Source organism: Asticcacaulis sp. P4_H10 (assembly GCF_056400965.1).
The window spans coordinates 278605-294604 of sequence record NZ_JBFUKH010000010.1 but is presented as its reverse complement, the minus strand read 5'-3'; the positions used below and the strand labels follow the sequence as shown (position 1 = coordinate 294604).

General features: G+C 60.5%; 19 protein-coding genes and 1 tRNA gene. 10 read left to right on the top strand and 10 right to left on the bottom strand.

The window, feature by feature from the left end; translation table 11 throughout:
- The first annotated feature begins 78 nt into the window (after positions 1-78).
- Positions 79-155: transfer RNA gene (locus AC1DON_RS19405), tRNA-Met, on the top strand.
- Between the two features lie 154 nt (positions 156-309).
- A complete protein-coding gene (locus AC1DON_RS19400; RefSeq protein ID WP_476936465.1) occupies positions 310-1557 on the top strand; it encodes a glycosyltransferase family 87 protein in 1248 nt (415 codons plus the stop codon).
- 3 nt (positions 1558-1560) lie between these two features.
- Here AC1DON_RS19400 and AC1DON_RS19395 read toward each other — a convergent pair whose 3' ends face one another.
- Complete coding sequence (locus AC1DON_RS19395) at positions 1561-2334, bottom strand: class II glutamine amidotransferase (protein WP_476936464.1); 774 nt, start codon at positions 2332-2334, stop codon at positions 1561-1563.
- A gap of 54 nt (positions 2335-2388) precedes the next feature.
- The gene (locus tag AC1DON_RS19390; protein WP_476936463.1) at positions 2389-2781 is read right to left on the bottom strand and encodes a winged helix-turn-helix transcriptional regulator; all 393 of its coding nucleotides are present in this window, start codon (positions 2779-2781) and stop codon (positions 2389-2391) included.
- Positions 2782-2900: 119 nt separating this feature from the next.
- On the opposite strand from AC1DON_RS19390, the gene AC1DON_RS19385 reads away from it, so the two are divergent.
- The 4 genes from AC1DON_RS19385 to AC1DON_RS19370 all read left to right on the top strand — a co-directional run bounded on the left by AC1DON_RS19385 (position 2901) and on the right by AC1DON_RS19370 (position 6143).
- Positions 2901-3746: an SDR family oxidoreductase gene (locus tag AC1DON_RS19385; protein WP_476936462.1), complete on the top strand. Its 846-nt coding sequence runs from the start codon at positions 2901-2903 to the stop codon at positions 3744-3746.
- Between the two features lie 127 nt (positions 3747-3873).
- The gene (locus AC1DON_RS19380) at positions 3874-4200 is read left to right on the top strand and encodes a bactofilin family protein (protein ID WP_476936461.1); all 327 of its coding nucleotides are present in this window, start codon (positions 3874-3876) and stop codon (positions 4198-4200) included.
- 73 nt (positions 4201-4273) lie between these two features.
- Complete coding sequence (locus AC1DON_RS19375; protein ID WP_476936460.1) at positions 4274-5335, top strand: phospholipase D-like domain-containing protein; 1062 nt, start codon at positions 4274-4276, stop codon at positions 5333-5335.
- Between the two features lie 61 nt (positions 5336-5396).
- Complete coding sequence (locus AC1DON_RS19370) at positions 5397-6143, top strand: endonuclease/exonuclease/phosphatase family protein (RefSeq protein ID WP_476936459.1); 747 nt, start codon at positions 5397-5399, stop codon at positions 6141-6143.
- Positions 6144-6296: 153 nt separating this feature from the next.
- Here AC1DON_RS19370 and AC1DON_RS19365 read toward each other — a convergent pair whose 3' ends face one another.
- From AC1DON_RS19365 to AC1DON_RS19350, 4 genes are read right to left on the bottom strand one after another with little or no spacing between them, the layout of a single operon-like run.
- On the bottom strand, positions 6297-6842 hold the full coding sequence (locus AC1DON_RS19365) for an NADPH-dependent FMN reductase (protein ID WP_476936458.1): 546 nt from the start codon (positions 6840-6842) through the stop codon (positions 6297-6299).
- Positions 6842-7387 carry a glutathione peroxidase gene (locus AC1DON_RS19360; protein ID WP_476936457.1) on the bottom strand — a complete coding sequence of 182 codons (546 nt, stop codon included), beginning with the start codon at positions 7385-7387 and terminating at the stop codon, positions 6842-6844. Before AC1DON_RS19360 ends, AC1DON_RS19365 begins: the two co-directional genes overlap by 1 nt.
- Positions 7388-7436: 49 nt before the next feature.
- A complete protein-coding gene (locus AC1DON_RS19355; RefSeq protein WP_476936456.1) occupies positions 7437-7967 on the bottom strand; it encodes a DUF1697 domain-containing protein in 531 nt (176 codons plus the stop codon).
- Positions 7964-9370: an anti-phage deoxyguanosine triphosphatase gene (locus AC1DON_RS19350; protein WP_476936455.1), complete on the bottom strand. Its 1407-nt coding sequence runs from the start codon at positions 9368-9370 to the stop codon at positions 7964-7966. The genes AC1DON_RS19355 and AC1DON_RS19350 overlap by 4 nt, the downstream gene beginning before the upstream one ends.
- Before the next feature lie 106 nt (positions 9371-9476).
- Between AC1DON_RS19350 and AC1DON_RS19345 the strand changes: the two genes are divergently transcribed.
- Both AC1DON_RS19345 and AC1DON_RS19340 read left to right on the top strand, forming a co-directional pair.
- A complete protein-coding gene (locus tag AC1DON_RS19345; RefSeq protein ID WP_476936454.1) occupies positions 9477-10109 on the top strand; it encodes an alpha-ketoglutarate-dependent dioxygenase AlkB in 633 nt (210 codons plus the stop codon).
- 322 nt (positions 10110-10431) lie between these two features.
- Positions 10432-11223: a ferritin-like domain-containing protein gene (locus AC1DON_RS19340; protein ID WP_476936453.1), complete on the top strand. Its 792-nt coding sequence runs from the start codon at positions 10432-10434 to the stop codon at positions 11221-11223.
- A 141-nt stretch (positions 11224-11364) separates the two neighbouring features.
- Here the strand turns inward: AC1DON_RS19340 and AC1DON_RS19335 are convergent, their stop codons facing one another.
- On the bottom strand, positions 11365-12126 hold the full coding sequence (locus AC1DON_RS19335; RefSeq protein WP_476936452.1) for a pseudouridine synthase: 762 nt from the start codon (positions 12124-12126) through the stop codon (positions 11365-11367).
- A gap of 63 nt (positions 12127-12189) precedes the next feature.
- On the opposite strand from AC1DON_RS19335, the gene AC1DON_RS19330 reads away from it, so the two are divergent.
- Both AC1DON_RS19330 and AC1DON_RS19325 read left to right on the top strand, forming a co-directional pair.
- Positions 12190-12822, top strand: a complete 633-nt coding sequence (locus AC1DON_RS19330) for a peptidoglycan DD-metalloendopeptidase family protein (protein WP_476936451.1) — start codon at positions 12190-12192, stop codon at positions 12820-12822.
- The gene (locus tag AC1DON_RS19325; RefSeq protein WP_476936450.1) at positions 12819-13205 is read left to right on the top strand and encodes a c-type cytochrome; all 387 of its coding nucleotides are present in this window, start codon (positions 12819-12821) and stop codon (positions 13203-13205) included. Before AC1DON_RS19330 ends, AC1DON_RS19325 begins: the two co-directional genes overlap by 4 nt.
- Here the strand turns inward: AC1DON_RS19325 and AC1DON_RS19320 are convergent.
- The 3 genes from AC1DON_RS19320 to AC1DON_RS19310 all read right to left on the bottom strand — a co-directional run bounded on the left by AC1DON_RS19320 (position 13202) and on the right by AC1DON_RS19310 (position 15789).
- Positions 13202-13606, bottom strand: a complete 405-nt coding sequence (locus AC1DON_RS19320) for a cupin domain-containing protein (protein ID WP_476936449.1) — start codon at positions 13604-13606, stop codon at positions 13202-13204. The genes AC1DON_RS19325 and AC1DON_RS19320 overlap by 4 nt on opposite strands.
- A 4-nt stretch (positions 13607-13610) precedes the next feature.
- A complete protein-coding gene (locus tag AC1DON_RS19315) occupies positions 13611-13970 on the bottom strand; it encodes a VOC family protein (protein ID WP_476936448.1) in 360 nt (119 codons plus the stop codon).
- Between the two features lie 166 nt (positions 13971-14136).
- A complete protein-coding gene (locus tag AC1DON_RS19310; protein WP_476936447.1) occupies positions 14137-15789 on the bottom strand; it encodes an OprO/OprP family phosphate-selective porin in 1653 nt (550 codons plus the stop codon).
- Positions 15790-16000: the final 211 nt, after the last annotated feature.

The window sequence follows — 16000 nt, the reverse complement described above, 5'->3', positions numbered from 1 at the left end:
TTGTTACGCTTTTAGCGATGCTAACGCTTCGCTCTTTGAGCACACTCATACCCTTCATTACAATATCTGCCTTCTTGGCGCGGGATGGAGCAGCCCGGTAGCTCGTCAGGCTCATAACCTGAAGGTCGTAGGTTCAAATCCTGCTCCCGCAACCAAAAAACAGCCCCCTTCAAGGGGGCTTTTTTGCGTCCAAATCACAGCAAACAGACGCAACCGCCAGGCAAATACGCTTCGGCGCGCCTTTTTGTGTCTGGACGTTGGCACCTGAGGAAGGCCTTTTAACCTCTGGATGCGATCATGTGACCGCGCATGAAACCCAGGTCCCAGTTCCTTGATGCTGTTCGTGATGCCGACTGGCTCGATGCCAGCCGTGCGCGTGCCTACACCTATATCCTGCTGGGAATGTGCGTATTGGGCGCCGTCGTCTGGATAGCGCTCAGCCACGGTTTGATCGACCGCAGCGGCAAGCCTCTGGGACCAGACTTTATGAGCTTTTACGCCGCGTCGAAGCTGGCGCTGGCCGGCGAGGCTGCGAACGCCTGGCGCCCTGAAGTGCATCAGGCCGCGCAGACCGCCGTATTCGGGCGTGGCTTTGTCTATTGGGCATTCTTCTATCCACCGCCTTATCTGCTTGTGTGCTGGCCTTTGGCGCTTTTGCCATACGGCGCCGCCCTGTTAACCTGGAGCGTTGCGACGGCAGGCGCATTTGTAAGTCTGATGCGGCTGTGGCTGCGGAAGCTGAACGCCGAAACCGTTATCGGCTGGCCTGTGCTCGTAGCCATGCCGGCCTTGTGGTTGAATCTCGGCTACGGACAGAACGGCGCATTTACCGCAGCCATAATGATCGGCGGGTACCTGCTGCTGGATCGCCGCCCGTTTGTTTCGGGCGCCATCCTGGGGCTTCTGGTGATCAAGCCGCAGCTGGCCATTGTCTTGCCGTTTGTTCTGGCTGCGACTGGCCGGTGGAAAGCCTTTTGTGCCATGGGCGCCAGCGCCGCGGCCTTGTTGGCGGCATCGTGGCTGGCGGTCGGGGCGGAGGGCTTTTTCGCCTTCCTTGACAATAGCCGGCTGGCTCGGGCGACGCTGGAACAGGGCCTGGTCGATCCCGGCGCCATGCAGAGTCTGTTTGGTGCGTTTTACGTGTTCGGCGCGCCGGCGACGTTCCTCTATATCGTACAAGGCCTGTTCGCGGCAGGCGTTATCGCCGTATCGGCATGGACGGGATGGAAGCACCGGCCGAACGCATTTGGCGCCGCGGCCTTGATGGCCGCAGCGACGCCGCTGCTCAGTCCGTTCATGCTGGCCTACGATCTCATGCTGACGGCGATCCCATTGGCCTGGTTGGTCGTCCAGGGTAACCGTACGGGCTTTCTGTCGTGGGAAAAGATCGTGTGTCTGCTGGCTTTCGTACTGCCGTTTGTGTCGCGGCCGCTGGCGACGCATCTCCACCTGCCGGTGGCGCCTTTGGTCCTTACGGGCCTGCTGATGTTCGTCGTTCGGCGGCTGGTTACGCAATCGGCCGGAACGGCGTGCTCTGGTTCCGTATTGTCCGTTTAAACCTTACAGATACTGCCGGATCACATCGCCATCGCGGAAGATGACGGTCGAGCCGGCGCTGAAATGCGTCCAGGTTTCGTTGCTGGTCAAGGGCTGGGAGGCGATGACGACCACCTTGTCGTCAGGCGAGGTCTCCTCGGCGAAGTCGACCTCCATGTCCTCATCGATCAGGCTGGCGCGCCCGAATGGCGCCGCCCGGCGGATATAGCAGAGCTTGGTCGAGCAACTGGTATAGAGGGTGCGGCCATCGCTCAGGAGCGCATTGAACACGCCCAGTTCCCGTAATGAGGCGAACAGTTCGGAGAAGGCGCGTTCCAGCTTATAGTCCGATGGTCGCGTCGGATACATCTGGCGCAACTGGTGCAGCAGCCAGCAGAAGGCGTGTTCACTGTCGGTCGCGCCCACTGGCTCATACTGGCCAAGCGTCCGCTTCTTGATGCCTTTCAACTGGCCATTGTGAGCAAAGCTCCAGTTCTGGCCCCACATTTCGCGGATGAAGGGATGGGTGTTTTCCAGCGCGACGCGGCCACGATTGGCCTTGCGGACGTGGGCAATAACGATGCGAGACTTGATCGGATAGGCGCGGAGAAACTTCGCCAGTTCCGAATGGGCACTCGGGTTCGGATCGTGCAGGCTGCGGCAGCCCTTATCCTCGTAGAAACTGATCCCCCAGCCGTCGGTATGCTTGCCCGTCACGCCGCCGCGCTGCGTCAGCGCGGAAAAGCTGAAGCGGATATCCGTCGGCACGTTGGCGCTCATCGCCAGAAGCTCACACATGTCGGTCTCCCTGGAGAGCCCTGCTTGTGTCCTGAGACTCCTTATTCGTCAATACTATACGGACGCGATGCGTGCATCGAAAGTCGCCTGAGCCGCCAGGATGTCGCCGATATGGCTTTCGGCCCACACCCTGATCCTGCCGACAGTATCGCACAGCGTTTCGCCCAAAGCCGTCACCCGGTATTCGACCGTCACGGGCACGGTGGCAAACACATGCCGCGTGACGAGCCCGTCGCGCTCGAGCTTTTTCAATGTCTGTGACAAGACCTTGTGTGAAATGCCACGAATGTCGCGATGCAGTTGGTTGAAGCGCGTCGGGCCGTCGAGCAGGCGCAATAGCAGCAATATGGCCCATTTGTCCGCCACGCGGTCGAGCACCATGCGCGTCGGGCATTGATCGCTGAAGATATTCGGGATCTGCTCGAACGGGACCTGATCCATCTTCATGGCGCTTTCCTCGAGGTAACCTACTGACTTGAAAGTGCATTCTTTTGCACCTGTTTATACATCGCTATATTCTAACCATTGGAGAGCAGGTTTCCAATGGAAAGTTATGGAGATGAGCGATGAGCGCGAAGATTCTGGTTATCGGTGCCACAGGTAATGTCGGAAGCCACCTAGTAAAAACCCTTGTTGCGCGTGGTGAACAGGTCCGCGCGGCATCGCGCCAAGTGCCGGCTTCGACGCAGGCGATCAATGGCGCCGAAGCCGTGCATTTTGACCTTAAGGACCCGGTGACGATTGCGCCGGCCTTTGAGGGGATTGATCGCGCCTATCTCTTGTCGCCGACAGGTGAGCTCGACCCTGTAAAGCTTCTGCGCCCGGTGATCGAAGAGGCGGCCCGCCGCCAGGTCAAGGTCGTGCTGCAAACCGCGATCGGCGTCGACTCTGACGACAATATCCCGCTACGCCAGGTCGAGCTGTTGCTGCAAGGATCAGGCGCGCCGTTCGTTATCCTGCGGCCGAACTGGTTCTCGGACAATTTCGCCAACTACTGGAGCCACGACATCGCCAACGGCACGATCGAAGTTCCGGCAGGTGAAGGGAAGTCGAGCTTCATCGACGCGCGCGACATCGCCGAAAGCGCCGCCGGCGCCTTGACCAGCGACGCCTTCAACGGGCAGGCCTTCAACCTCACGGGGCCTGAAGCGCTCAGCTACGACGAAGCCGCCGCCATTCTGTCGAAAGCCTATGGCAAGGCGATTGGCTACCGCTCTATTTCTGACGACGCCTTCATCGCCAAGCTGACGCCTGTGGTGGGCGAAGGCTATGCGCAACTACTGGCCGCCATCTATCATCCGGTGCGTGAAGGCTGGACGGCGGGAGTCACCGACTCAGTAGAACGCTTGTCGGGCCATGCGCCGCGAAGCCTGACCCAGTGGGCGCAGGACAATGTACCGGTGAGCGCCTAACGTCGAAAAGGCGGGGTGGCTGTCGAACCTCAGCTGCCGCCCCGCCTTCGCCCAACTTCGGGCGCGTTTCCATGATCTGGTGCAATTATTGCAGCGCGAGCACGTCGTCTTCGCGCAGGGGTGTGTAATGATACAGAACTCGGATCAAGGCTCGGCCAGTGGCACGGGCCATATCGTCATCACGGGCAATGTCCGGGGCTCCGGCGTCTTCGCCGTCGAAGGCAAGGTCATCGGTAATGTCGAGGTCGAAACCCTGATCATTTCGGCCGGCGGACACGTCGAAGGCAATCTGAAAGCGGCGACCGTCGAGGTGCGGGGCAACGTCAAGGGCAATATCACCGCCAGGTCGATTCGCCTCCAGCCGGACAGCCAGGTGCGTGGCGATCTCAATTTCGAACAGCTGGCGATCGAGCAGGGGGCTTCGTACGAAGGCCGCTGTACGCCCAAGGCCTGAAGAACATAATTGAATCCAGATAACGCCCCGGCCTAGCCTCTGTCCATCAGAGGTGAGAAGGCTGACAGGGGACATGGAGTTTCATCTTACGACTGCCGAAGCCTGGGCCGTCATGACCGAGGCCTGCGAAAAGGCGACGGTCTCGATCGACTTCGAACAGTATATCGTCAAGGCCGACGAGGTGGGCGACGCCTTCCTGCGCCTGCTGGCGCGCAAGGCCGAGGAGGGGCTGCAGGTTCGCATCATCCTCGATGCGTTCGGCAGCCGTGCGGTCGGCAAGACCCCGGTCATTGCCGAGCTGCAAAGCGCCGGGGCCGAGGTCGCCTTCTATCACCGCCTGCGACCGGCGGAGTTGCTGAAGCCGTTGTCCTGGCTACCGCGCACCCACGCCAAGCTGCTGCACGTCGACGAAACCGCTACCTATCTCGGCAGCATGTGCCTGGCCGTCTATATGCGCAGCTGGCGCGACACCATGGTGCGGCTGGAAGACGGTTTGGCCGAAGCCGCGCGACGCGATTTCGAAACCCTATGGCACGATCTTGAAGATGGCCGGCTGGATGGCGATGGCACGGAAACCATCGTCCGTGCCATGGACGCCTGCTACGTGTCGCAGAACCCCAAGGGGGGGCATTACCCGCTCTATAAGGCACTGGTCAGCGCGATCGACGGCGCCAAACACGAGATCTGCATCGCCACGCCCTACTTCTTTCCACCGCGACGCTTGCGTGAAGCCCTGAACCGCGCCAAGGCGCGCGGCGTGCGCATAGTCTTGCTGCTGTCGCACGAAACCGACGTCGGTTTGGCCGATCGTGTGACGCGCGCACTTTTGCCGATGTGGCGCAGCAAGGGCTATGAGGTCCTGCTTTATCAACGCTCGGTCCTGCACGCCAAATATGCTATAGTCGACGGCGAGTGGGCGACGCTCGGCAGCTGCAATTTCGACTATTTGAGCCTGTGCCGGAACCGCGAAGCCAACATCATCCTGCGCGATCCGGCCATGGTTGCCGAAGTTGCGCGCAGTTTTGCCGATGATGCCGTCTTTGCCCGGCCGCCCAAACGTGATGATGAACGCGCCCGGTCGTGGTGGGACGGTCTGATGGGGCGGCTGGGGATGATGGTTCTACAACGCGTGTGAGCGATGTCCGGAAAGTGTGTCGCGGTTTTCCGACAGGCATCGCGATAAAGCAAAGAAGACGATGAAAATTCTGTTCAGCAATCTTGGCTACGGTACTGGCATCAGCGGCAGTCTCTACCATCATGTGACACGCGCCTATCGCCACGTCTACAAGTCTACCGCCCAGCAACAGGCGGTCATGGCCCAGTTCCGCCAGATCATCGACCGCGAACATCCAGATCTGTGCTGCATGATCGAACTCGAGCAGGGCGCGGCCCATACCGGCTGGTTCAATCAGATATCGGCGCTGACGTGCGGCGATTATCGCTTCCATGACGTTGCCGACAAGTATGGCCCGAACAGCCGGACCTCGAAGCTGCCGTTCCACGCCGGCAAGAGCAATGGTTTCCTGGCGAAGAGCGAGTTCGCCTACGACCGGCTCTATTTCCGAAATGGCACCAAACGGCTGATCTATAAGGTTACGGTCCGGCCAGGCCTGAGCGTGCTGTTCACGCACTTTTCGCTCAAGGCCGAGATCCGTCAGAAGCAATTTTCCGAGGTGCGCGAGCTTGTGCGCGAAGCCGACGGCGACATGATTATCCTGGCCGATTTCAATACGCTGAACGGCTTGCAGGAGCTGACGCCGCTATTGGAAGACGGGGATTTAAGGCTGTTGAACACCGAAGACCAGCCGACCTTTACCTTCCACAAGTGGCGGCACACGCTCGACCTGTGCCTCTATACGTCGTCCCTGGCCGGCAGCCTGGATATGAAGGTCATACCGCAGCCGTTTTCGGATCACCACGCGTTGCTGGTATGTTTGCAGTGACGTCTCTCCGCCCCATCGAAGATGGGGAGGGGGACCGCTAGCGGCGCGAAGCGACTGCGCGGCGGTGGAGGGGTATTCTGGTAGTAGTACCCTTCCGTCATTTGCTAACGCAAATGCCACCTCCCCATCTTCGATAGGGAGGTGGGGGGCGTTCTAGCCGTCGAACTTCTCCACCCAATCGGCGAACTTGTCCACAAACCCCGTCAGGAACTGCGCTGTCTTGTCGTTCAGCACAGTGCCGTCGTCGTCGATCAGGTCGGGCTTGAAGGTGAAGTAAACTTCCGGGCCGCCCATGATGTGGGTTTCCAGTATCACCAGGCTGCTGCGCAGTTGCGATTGCGCCACTGCCGTGCCGATCGAACCGGGGGAGGCACCGGTGATGCCGACGGCCTTGCCGGCCCAGACGCTTTGGCCATAGGGACGCGAACCCCAGTCGATGGCGTTCTTGGTGACCGCCGGCAGCGAGCGGTTATATTCCGGCGTGACGAACAGGATGCCGTCGGCGGCCGCGATCTGCTCTTTCAGCTTCACGACCTTTGCTGGCGGCGATGACCACAGATCGTCATTGTAAAGCGGCAGGTCCATGTCGGCATAGGTGAAGGCGAGCTTGCCGGCCGCCAGCTTTTCCAGCGCGTGTGCGTAGGTTCTGTTGATCGACTTGGCGCGCAGGCTGCCGACGAGGACGAGAATCTGCTTCATTACTTAGCCAGTTCGCGCTGGATCGAGGCCTGAAGGCGCGGATCGGCGGCTTCGACGTCGGGAGCAAAACGTTCAACGACCTCACCCGAACGGCCGACCAGGAATTTTTCGAAGTTCCACAGCACTTCGCCTTCGGGGCTGACCGGGATGCCAAACTTGACCAGGCGTTCGCGCATCGGACCAGCGCTGACGGCTTCGGGCTGGGCCTTGGTGAGAATGTCGTAGAGGGGGTGCTTGACGGCGCCGACGACGCTGATCTTGGCGAACAGCGGGAAGGTGACGTCGTATTGCGTCTGGCAGAAGTCGGCGATGTCGGCCTCGGTGCCGGGTTCCTGCTCCAGGAAGTTGTTGGCCGGGAAGCCGAGAATTTCCAGCCCGTCGCCGTGCTTTTCGCGGTAGAGCGCCTCAAGGCCTTCATATTGCGGGGTCAGGCCGCATTTGGACGCAACGTTGACGATAAGCAGGACCTTGCCCTTGAAGGGCGCAAGCGTCGTATGGCTGCCGTCGATGCGGCGCAGCGGTATGTCGAAAAGCGTGTCGGCCATGGAATCCTCTGATCTTGGTCCTTAAATCTTAGACCGAAATGGCGGTGGGTCAAACGGCTTCGAGCATCTTGCCGAGACCAATGACGGTGCTGAGCGCCCGCGTGGTGCCTATCCCTAAGCGTTTCTTGGTCAGCGCGCCTGTGACCCTGGAGGTGCTGATCTCGCCCTGAAATCGCATCCACAAATCGCCATCGACAATCCGCAAGTCTTCTCCCTGTGTCGCAAAGCGGTTGAGGTCATGGAGGATTGCCCGATCTAAAGGATTGCGCTGGATGCGCAAGGCGACCGACTTCGGATCGTCGGTACCGAACGGATTAGCGGCGACTGTCTTCTGCCAGTCAGCGGCGGTGCGCACGATGATGTCGATTTGTTTGCCGAAGCGCGCTTCCAAGGCGTCTTCGAGCTGTTTTTCCAGCTTCGCAATGGTTGTCCTCTGGGCCGTAAAGACCAGATTGCCCGTCGCTACCAGGGTGCGCGGATCGCCGAGGCCAAGCCCCGCCACCATGTCCTTCAGATCACTCATAACCAGCCGGCCTTTCGGCAGGATGATCGAATAGAGCAGGGCGACGTACTGGCTCATAGCTTGTCGAAGATCGAGCCCATGCGCGGGCTGAACAGGCGCTCATAGGTCTTCATCAGGTGCGCGTCGGTCATGCCGGCGATGTGGTCGCAGATGATGCGCATGTCCTTGCCCGCTGTGGCGTACTTGGCATAGGCGTCCGATGGCAGGTAGGCGCGCGGATCGGTCGCTACGGCTTCGAAGACGGAGACGACCAGACTCTGGCCCTTGAACTCCATCTGCTGGACCTGGGCGCAGCAGATGACCTTGCCCATGACCAGATCCTTCAAGGCCTGCAGAAAGATCGCCGGGCCGGGCGCCATGGTGGCGCGGTATCGCAGCAAAGGTTCCTCAAAATCGGAATTGTCTTCAAGCCTGATGGCGCCGATCAGATGGCCGACGACGATATTGATGATCATCTTGCGCTGCTGACCCGAGCCGAACAGGTTGTCGATCAGGTCGCCATAGGCATTGTTGCCGACCTTGTCGCCGTACTTGCTCTGGCGGTATTCCAGGAACGAGGCGCACGCCTGCGGCGTCACTTGCTCGCGGAAATCTGCTTTGCGCACCAGGCCCAAAGAGAGCGCGTCCTCCAGGTCATGAACGCCATAGGCTATGTCGTCGGCGATATCCATCAGGCTGCAATCAAGCGATTTGTGCCGCGACTTGGCGTGCTTGCCGGGGCGGGTATCGACGGCGGTAAAGCGCGAGCGATCGGCGTCCGAAAGGGGCGACAGCACCCAGTCGACGACGTCCTGTTCGCTGTCGAGATAGCATTTCGGCGGCTTGGACGCGGCGCGGTCGATGACGCTCAGCATCGTCGGGCGTGGATCGAGACGCGGGGTGCAATCGGGATTGGCAACGGCACTGAAGGCGACCGGGTATTTCAATATACCCAGAAGTGTCCGCCGAGTCAGATTGGCGCCGTGATCCGGGCTATGGTTTTCGAGACGGCTTAACAGGCGCAGGGTCTGGCCATTGCCTTCGAACCCGCCGTGATCGCGCATGCAGTAGTTGAGCGCGACCTCGCCGCCGTGACCGAACGGTGGATGGCCCAGATCGTGTGCGAAACCCAACGTCTGAACCAGCGGCACGGTCGGCAGGTGCGCCGTCGCCGGATGATCGGGCGCGTACTTCTCAAGATGCTTGACCAGTCCGCCGGCGATCTGCGCGACCTCCAGCGAATGGGTCAGGCGCGTGCGGTAAAAGTCGCTGTCGCCGATATTGAGTATCTGAGTCTTGCCCTGCAGCCGGCGGAACGAGCCCGAATGGATGATACGGGCATAGTCGGTGTCGAAGGCGTCGCGGGCGTCGTCGACCGTGCGCGCGCGGCTGCTTTCGCGGCGGCGATCGGTCCAGACGGAAGCGGTGCGTTGACCTTGTGACAGACTTGGCGACTCAAGAGGCAATGTGGTGTGCGGCATGATTAAGGGGATAAATTGCTGCTGGGGCTTGTCAAATCGTAATGAATGTGTTCACTATATGTTCTGGTGTGGGTCGGATCAATTCTTTGGCAGAAAGCGTAAAGCCATGCTCCGCCTGTCCGCGAAAACGCGGCTGCCGGTGATCGACAGCGGATCGCTGTTCGACACTGGCCATGTTCCCGGCCTGACCTACCGGCCGGACTATATCTCGAAGGCCGAGGAGGCGGTGCTGATTGCCGCCATCGACCGGCAGCCATGGTCGATGGAATTACTGCGCCGCCGGCAGTGGTACGGGTGGGCCTATGACGACTCGCCGCTGGGGCTCGACGGCGACTACCGGTCGTCGCCCATGCCGGATTGGCTTAAGCCTTTTGCGCAAAGGTTGGCGGCCGATCGCCATCTCGACGGTGTGGCCGACCGGGCTTTGGTCAACGAATACTATCCGGGGCAGGGGATCGGCGCGCACAAGGACCGCGACATCGCGCGTATCAAAGCGGTAGCGATCATCAGCTTGGGGTGTGGGATTACGATGGATTTCACGCGGATGGGGCATGCGACGCGCTGTCAGTATCTTCAGCCGCGCAGCCTGGTGATGATGCGCGGCGAGGTGCGCGAAAATTGGCTGCACGGCATTATCGGTCGCAAGAACGACAAGGTCGGCGGGCTGATTCTTCCGCGCGAACGGCGGATGTCGCTGACCTTCCGATACGTGGCGCCTGAGCTGGTTAAAGGGAACTAAGCCGACTTGCCCTCCCTGCTTGCAGGGAGAGGGACCATCTTCGGAGCAGATGGTGGGCGGGGCCTCTTAATTATCAGCGCGACAATATTATGGAGGCCCTGTCATGTCTAAGATAACACGCAACGGTGAGTTGGTCTTCTAAAGCAGGCCCCGCCCACCGCCTTCGGCGGTCCCCCCTCCCCATAAATGGGGAGGGCGAAGAAAGCCCATCCTCTGGTGGAGACTTCGTCGTTCTTCAGCAAATCCTCAGACCCTGCTCATGCCGCTCATGAGCCTTGGGCGTAGGTGGTGATCTCCATCACCACCACGCGAGGGGAACCTTATGCAAACAACTGAATGGCTGGCCTATTTTGAACGGAACGCGGGCCGCGCATCTCCGGACACTCCGACGAGCATAGAGCCTCTGCCGGAGGCGTTACGTGAACCGCTGGTTCACGCCCTGCAGTGCTTCCAGTTGGGCGAAGCTGGAGAGGGGCGGATTGCCCACCAGGCGCGGATATCAACCGATCCCGCGCTTGACGACAATATGAAGGAGTCGATCGCTTTTTATGTCCGCGAAGAAGGCCGCCATGCTGCCGAACTGGCGCGATTGCTGCGGGCCATGGGCGCGACGACGATTACCAAACACGTGTCGGAACAGTTGTTTGAGCGCTCGCGACGGCTGATGGGGCTGCGCGCCAAGATGGCGGTCATGGCTGTGGCTGAGGTGGTGGGATCGGCGTTTTACATGACGCTGGCGGAGCGCGTGCCGTGCCCGCATGTCGCCGACGTCATGCGCGTCATCTCAGCCGACGAAGATCGGCATCTCGAATTTCAGCGCAACTTTTTCAAGCGGGTGCTGGCGGCGACGCCGATGCTGGCCCGGCCGTTTGTGGCGCTTGGTTTGTGGTTCTGGTTCCTGAACGTGCTAGCTGCCGGGATTGCCGCCGTCGCCTTTGGGCATAGCAGGCTGTTCAAGACGCTGGGGATCGGGCCTCTGCGCTTTTCCTGGTACTGCGCCCGGCGGTTCTACAGGCTGGCGCATGTTCCGACGCAGGTGGAGGAGGCGGCGTTTGATCTGGCCTACGCTCCCCCCTTCCGTCACGGCGCAAGCGCCGCGACACCTTCCCCGTGAACGGGGAAGGAAAAATAGTCATTAATTGCAATGGTTTATCTTGCTTTTCCTTCCCCGTTCACGCGGGTTTGGCGTCAGCGAAAGTACAGCTTTCGCAAGCCATGGGCATTTGCGGAGCAAATAACGGAAGGGGGGACTTTTCTATCCCTTTAACAGTGCAGCGCGTTCTTCCGGCGTGATCAAACGCCACTGGCCTTCGGGCAGGTCGCCGATATGGATCGGCCCGATACGGTCGCGATAAAGATCGACGACGCGCAGTTCGCACATGTCGCACATGCGGCGAATCTGGCGGTTGCGGCCTTCGGTCAGCACGAAGGTCAGCGACTGCGGACCCGTCTGCGTCACTCTGGCGGGCTTGAGTTTCCTGCCATCCAGCTCAAGCCCGTGGCGCAGCCATTTCAGCTTTTCTTCGAAGACCGGCCCGCGCACCTCGACGTGGTATTGCTTTTCCAGTTCGCTGTCCGGGCCGATGATCGTCTTGGCGATGACGCCGTCCTCCGACAGGATCAGCAGTCCGTGCGAATCCTTGTCGAGCCGGCCGACCGGCGCCAGCTTGGAATTGTTGTCGGGATAGACATCGGCCGGCCCATAGACATTGGCGCGGCGGATCATACGTACGGCCGGGGTCTCACCGGGCTCAGGCTGGCCCGACACAATGCCGACCGGCTTGTTGTAAAGGATCGTAAGCTTGGCGCCGAGATCGGCCACTCCGCCCTGATCAAGCGTCAGGGTCTGGCCGGGCAGGATCTTGCGGCCAGCGTCGGTAAAGCGCTCGCCATCGATACGTACCAGACCCTGTTCGATCAGGCTGTCGGCTTCGCGGCGTGAACAGACGCCCGATTGCGCCAGCCACTTGTTGACGCGTACCGGCTCTGAGCCATCATAGATTTTGTTCAAGGCCAAAACGCTCTCCAAATTTATGGCCTCCCAATAGCCAAAAACGCATCGGAGCGCTACACCATCGGGATGGATAACTACGATCGTTTCGAAGCCTGGCTGGACCGGCGCGCTGAACACCCGGCCGAAGTCATCGCGGGGCTGCAATCGGGCTTTGTGCCGGTGACGATGGATACGGGCGGCATGGACGCAGTGCCCTTGGACCGCCTGGCCGCCGGTGGCTACGATGAAGACCGCGCCATCTACGACAATGCAGCTTTTGGTGCTGGTCTGGAAGGCGTTGAGCCGCGCACCATCCACCTCGGCATCGACATCTTTGCGGCGGCGGGGACCCCGGTCTTCGCGCCGTGGCCAGGGACGTTTCACAGCTTCCAGGACAATGCTGCCCCGCTCGACTATGGCCCGACCATCATACTTGAACACACGCTGGAACCAGACCTGACGATTTTCAGCCTGTTTGGGCACCTGAGCCGCGAAAGCCTGCAGGGCCTGAAGGACGGTGACCCGGTCGCCAAGGGCCAGCAAATCGCGACCCTGGGCGATCGCGACGTCAATGGCGGCTGGCTGCCGCACCTGCATTTCCAGCTAATTCTCGATATCGCCGGCAGACGCGGCGACTTTCCCGGCGTGTTCAAACGCAGCGAGCGCGAACTGTGGAAACGCATCTGCCCGGACCCGACACAATGGCTGGGGATCGCATGATACGCGTGACGATGATGCTGGTTAGCCTGCTTCTGCCGCTATCGGCAAACGCTGCGCCTGAGGCAGAACGAGGGCGGGCGCTGTTTGAAAGTACGTGCGCTGAATGCCACGACGACACCGCTGTACAAGCGCGGTTGCAAGGTCCGCCCTTGTTTGGGGTCATTGGCCGCCCGGTCGGATCGGTCAAGGGCTTCGGCTATTCGGACGCACTGAAAAAGGCTGGTAGCACAGGCAAGACCTGGACCGAAGCTGAGCTCGATGCTTTTCTCGCCGATCCGGATAAGTCCGTGCCCGGTGGCTATATGCCTGTGGCGGTGACGGACGCAGCCGAGCGCGCGGATTTGATCGCCTATTTCAAAACGCTGATGGCGAAAAAGCCTTAGCTGCTTTTCTGTGTGGCAAACCATGCCACGATGGCCGGCATGTCCTGCTCGAAACCGCCCGGAATGTAGATGTTGAGCAGGCCCGCCCGGGCATCGGAATCGTTGCGGAAGTCGTGTTTCACGCCGGCCGGAACGCGCAGGAAGGCGCCTTTTTCGGCCTGGATCGTATCGTCGCCGGCGACAAAGGTCATGGTGCCTTCCAGCACATAGAAGATGTCGTCATTGGCGTCATGGCTGTGGACTCCGGGCCCGGGTGTACCCGGTTCCAGCCACCATTCCGAGATCGAGTAGGTATCGGCAGTCTCGGCGCCATCCGCCAGGAAGGTGCTTTGCATCGCGCCCATATCGTAGGCGCGGCCCCGGTTGGCGGGTACGTAAAGAACTTTGCTGCGAGCGTTCACGAGACTATTCCGGCTTGTGACAGACGGCTTCGATATTGTGGCCGTCCGGATCATGCACGAAGGCGCCGTAATAGTTCGGGTGATAGTGGGCGCGGATGCCGGGAGGGCCGTTGTCGGTGCCGCCTGCGGCGATCGCGGCCTTGTAGAACGCATCGACTGCCGCGCGGTTTTCGGCCTTGACCGCGACGTGAATCTTGTCGGTGGCAATGCCGTCCGCCAGCCAGAAGTCCGGCTTGTTGACGCCAAAGCCCGAGCCCCACTGATTGTCCATGACCATTGTGTAGCCAAGCGGCTCAAAAGCTGCCCGATAGAAGGCCTTGCTGCGTTCGCGGTTTGAAACCCGGACGCCCATGTGATCGATCATGTGAAAATTCCGTTTCCCGTGCTCAGCATTTCCCGACGAAGTGGATGCCGGTTCGGCGTTAGGAAATGCGACAAACAAAAACTTAGAGCGTTACTCCGCTAAATATTTAGCGGAGTAACGCTCTAACCACGGCATAACGGAGTTTCACGTTCATTCAAGTCACTTATTAGAAACCGAACTGGCTGCGGACGGCAAAGGTGCTGTAGTCCTGGTCCAGCAGAGCGCCCGTGGTGTTATTCATGCGCACGACCTGCACCTGCTGCCCCTGGAAGACGAAGCGTACCGACGGATTCAGCGTCCAACTCAGGCCCAGCGTGGAGATGTCCTGCTGGCCGCCGCGGACGCGGTCGCCGACAACGGCGCTGCCGATATTGTAGTCGAGATCGAGATTGGCATATCGCGCCACCAGCTCGAACGCCCCCCAATGGCCGCCCTTCGGGTCGAAATTGTTTTTCGGGACGATGCCATCGAAGGCGCCGGTGGTGGCGTTATAGCGACGGGCTTCGCCGGTCAGCGTCCAGCCGCCTTCGATGTACCAGCCGGCAAAGCTTGGGTCGGTGACGCCAGCGGCCGGATTTTTACGCGTGATGTCGAAATTGAAGGCTTCTGCCTGAACAAAGCCCTGGCCTGCCTGTGCCGCCAGCTCGATGCCCGTGACGCTCAGGTTTTCAGCATTGATGGCGCCGGTATCGACCAGGCGCGTACCGTCCACGCGCAATTCCGGGCGCTCGCGCAGTTGCACCCCGAACGGCGGGCTGCCCGTGGCGTGGGTTTCGTTCGGATTGATGATGGCGGAATAGTTGAGACCGGCATGCACCAGCCAGTCCTTGCCTTTCAAAGGTGTACCGGCGACGCGGGCAACTACGCCCAGCTGTTCGTCGAAGCTGGCCGGCACGAAGCCTGATGCCTGAGTATTGAGCGTCGATACCGTATTGCCGGTAATGGCGAGCGACCACAGGTAACGGTCGTTCGCATTGAAAGCGGCTACGCCCATGCGTGTGTCGCCGGCGGCGACGCCACGCGCCATTTCGGCAACGGCGGCGCGTTCCAGCATCGGCGTGTTGCCGGCGCCGGTCGCATCAGCCATGCCGGCACTGGGGCCAAACTCACCGACGCGCAGCTTGGCGTATTTGAAGCCGTTATATTGCACCCAGGCTTCGTGGAAGCGGCCGACGTCTTCGCCGCCCGAACCGCCGAAATCCATCCAGATGGCGTATTCAAAATCCTTGTAGGCCTTGCCGACCATGCCGATACGGGCGCGGCGGAAATTGGTGCCTGAGTTCAGGTCGCGATCGGTGACCGATGCCGGCAGGTTATCGTCCTGCATGTAAGAGGCGGCGTCCATCTGGAACAGGCTGCGGAAGGTCAGGGTGAAATCGCCTCCGGCCGAAGACAGGCTTGGCGTGGCATTCTTGAAAGTGGTGGCTGCGGTAGGCGCGACCGTAGCGGCCAGTTGCTTGGGCGTTGGCGCAGGCGCGGCCGCAGCGACCATGACGGGGGCGTCGGACTTGTCCTGCAACGCCTTGACCTGGGCAGCCAGGTTCTTGACCTCGGCCATCAGGGCGTCGATCTGGGCCTGCTTCGCGGCAGAATCGTTGTCATACCGTTGCTTTTGCAGTTCGATCAGGCGCTGGGCTTCGCTGGCGATCTGTTGCTTCAGAGCTGCCGGCGACTGGGCGGCGGCGCGCTTGCGCTTGGCCGGAAGATCGTCGCCACCGGCGAAGGCCGGCGCTGCGGCGCCGAGCGCCAGGCTGATAGCGAGCAGGCTGACTCCGGCCTTGACGAAGGCGGGCAGGGCGCGGGGGGAAACGATCGACATTCTGCAATCCTTGATACTGGCTCCGCATACTGCGGTGGCCGGCAGGATAGTGAACGAGATTGCTTAATAAGTGCCTTAAGGCATATTCTACCGTTGAGTTTTGATGGAATCTTATTGAAAATGCACAATAATTTTTATGACATCTTTATGAATGCCGTTTCTCTGGTCAGGCGGGCAAAAAGGGGTTAGAGACGCCAAACGATTGGAGACT